The 2,613-nt window shown below is 74.8% G+C and carries 3 protein-coding genes; all 3 read left to right on the top strand.

Annotation, left to right across the window (positions count from 1 at the left end; genetic code table 11):
* Positions 1-102 precede the first annotated feature (102 nt).
* Positions 103-1,035 carry an anti-sigma factor family protein gene (locus ACFUEL_RS38220; protein ID WP_380242600.1) on the top strand — a complete coding sequence of 311 codons (933 nt, stop codon included), beginning with the start codon at positions 103-105 and terminating at the stop codon, positions 1,033-1,035.
* Between the two features lie 153 nt (positions 1,036-1,188).
* Positions 1,189-2,157: a thioredoxin-disulfide reductase gene (trxB, locus tag ACFUEL_RS38225; protein ID WP_380242601.1), complete on the top strand. Its 969-nt coding sequence runs from the start codon at positions 1,189-1,191 to the stop codon at positions 2,155-2,157.
* 95 nt (positions 2,158-2,252) lie between these two features.
* Positions 2,253-2,579 (top strand): thioredoxin, encoded by a 327-nt coding sequence (trxA, locus tag ACFUEL_RS38230; RefSeq protein ID WP_380242603.1) that lies wholly within the window; start codon positions 2,253-2,255, stop codon positions 2,577-2,579.
* Positions 2,580-2,613 lie beyond the last annotated feature (34 nt).

Below are 2,613 nucleotides of genomic sequence, written 5' to 3' on the forward strand. Positions count from 1 at the left end.
ACCCCGGAGCGGGCCGGCCGGCCGGGTCGGGAACCCGAACCCGCCCTCCCCCGTCCCACCCACGGATCCCTCGCCCGCGCTGGAAGGAGATGCGACCCCGCGATGACGCCGCACCCGCCTTCCGGCCACCCCGCCACGGACGCCCTCGCCGACCTCGCCGAGGACCTGCTGCCGCCCGACCAGGCCGCGCCGCTGCACGCGCACCTGGCCGACTGCCCGGCCTGCGCCGAGGACTTCGCCGCCCTGTGCGGCCTCCCGGAGCTGCTGGCCGACGCCCCCGTGCCCGCCATGCCGCAGGACGTCGCGGACCGGCTGGCGGCCGCCCTGGCCGCCGAGTCCGCCGCCCGCACGGAGACCCGGCCGACCGGGCCCGTCCCCCCGTCCGGCCCCGCTGCCCCCGGGAACAACGCCCCCGCCGCCCCGCACCGCACCGGCGCCCCCGCCGGGTCCCCGACCGCCGCCACCGGCCCCGGCCGACCGCCGCGCGGTCGGCGGCGCGGCCGACGGCTGCTGCTCGCCGGCACCGCCGTCGCGGTGGTGATCTTCACCCTGGGCTGGGGCGGCTCGCTGTTCGACAGCGGCACCGACGGCAGGAGCAGCACCGCCAGCCGGGGGGTCGCCGACGCGGCGGCCGCCCCGGCCTCCGCCGGGGGGTCCGAGGCCGGCAAGCCGCTCCCCGGCTCCCCGGCGCCCCAGCAGGTCGCCCCCGGCAGTGGCGCCGACGGAGCCGGCCCGGACTTCACCGAGGCTCAACTCGCGGAACAGGTCCGCCGGTTGATGGAGGGTTCGGCGCCGCACCAGCTCGGTCGGCCCTCCCCCTACGCGACGGCCGAGCTCTCGCCCTGCCTGCTGGAGGCCGCCGGCCGGTCCGGCGAGCAGCCCGCCGCCACCGAACCCGGCCGCTACCAGGGCCGCCCGGTGCTGGCCCTGGTGTTCCGCCCGCCGGGCGGCAGCGGCCCGCTGGACGTCTTCCTGGTCACCCCGGACTGCCCCGGTTCGACGATCCTGCTGCACAGCGCCGTGCCGGCCCCCTGATTCCTCGCCCGGCCGGGCCCACCGCGCCCGGAGTGCGGGCGGTGGGTGCGGTCGGGCCTGGGAATGCGGGAGACTGGTGAGTCGTTGTCCGGGGCGGCGGAGCAGACCGCCCTCCCCCGCGCGAGCGGGACGCCAGGCGAACCAGGAGAAGCAGTGAGCGACGTCCGTAACGTGATCATCATCGGTTCCGGCCCGTCCGGGTACACCGCTGCGCTGTACACCGCGCGCGCCTCCCTGAAGCCGCTGGTGTTCGAGGGTGCGGTCACGGCCGGCGGCGCCCTGATGAACACCACCGAGGTGGAGAACTTCCCCGGCTACCGCGACGGCATCATGGGCCCCGAGCTGATGGACAACATGCGCGCCCAGGCCGAGCGCTTCGGCGCCGAGCTGGTGCCGGACGACGTCGTCGCCGTCGACCTCACGGGCGACGTCAAGACCGTCACCGACTCCGAGGGCACCGTGCACCGCGCCCGCGCCGTGATCGTCGCCACCGGCTCCCAGCACCGCAAGCTCGACCTCCCGAACGAGGACAAGCTCTCCGGCCGCGGCGTCTCCTGGTGCGCGACCTGCGACGGCTTCTTCTTCCGCGACCAGGACATCGCGGTGGTCGGCGGCGGCGACACCGCCCTGGAGGAGGCCACCTTCCTGTCCCGCTTCGCCCGGAGCGTCACCGTGATCCACCGCCGCAACTCGCTGCGCGCCTCCAAGGCGATGCAGGAGCGCGCCTTCGCCGACCCGAAGATCACCTTCGCCTGGGACAGCGCGGTCGAGGAGATCCACGGAGACCCGAAGCTCTCCGGCCTGACCCTGCGCGACACCAACACCGGAGACCTGCGCGAGCTGCCCGTCACCGGCCTGTTCATCGCGATCGGCCACGACCCGCGCACCGAACTGTTCAAGGGTCAGCTGGAGTTGGACGCCGAGGGCTACCTCAAGGTCGAGGCCCCCTCCACCCGCACCAACGTCCCCGGCGTCTTCGCCGCGGGCGACGTGGTGGACCACACCTACCGCCAGGCCATCACCGCCGCCGGCACCGGCTGCTCCGCCGCGCTGGACGCCGAGCGGTACCTGGCCGCGCTGTCCGACGCCGACGAGGCCCCGGCTGCCGTCGTCGCGGTCTGACGCCCCGTCGGCTTCCTCCCGGCGGGGGCAGAAACAGATCCGCCCCCGCCGTTGTTATCCCTGACGTACCTCTTCTCCGACCCCAAGGAGTTCCCGTGGCCGGCGCCACCAAGGAAGTAACCGACGCCACCTTCGACGCCGAGGTGCTCAAGAGCGACAAGCCCGTCCTCGTCGACTTCTGGGCCACCTGGTGCGGCCCGTGCCGCCAGGTCGCCCCGGTCCTGGAGGACATCGCGGCCGAGTACGTCGACAAGCTGACCGTCGTCAAGCTCGACGTGGACGCCAACCAGGAGACCGCCGCGGCGTACAACGTGATCTCGATCCCGACGCTCAACGTCTACAAGGGCGGCGAGCTGGTGAAGACCATCACCGGCGCCCGCCCGAAGGCCGCGCTGCTGCGCGAGCTCGCCGAGTACCTGTAGGTCCTGCCACGCCGCGGCGCCCGGCCGGAGTCTC

This window comes from Kitasatospora sp. NPDC057198 (genome assembly GCF_042670125.1).
In the GTDB taxonomy this organism is placed as follows: Bacteria; Actinomycetota; Actinomycetes; order Streptomycetales; family Streptomycetaceae; genus Kitasatospora.

What these genes read in the sequence shown, in the direction of transcription:
- ACFUEL_RS38220 (WP_380242600.1), top strand. Translation starts at nt 103, where the DNA reads ATGACGCCGCACCCGCCTTCCGGCCACCCCGCCACGGACGCCCTCGCC.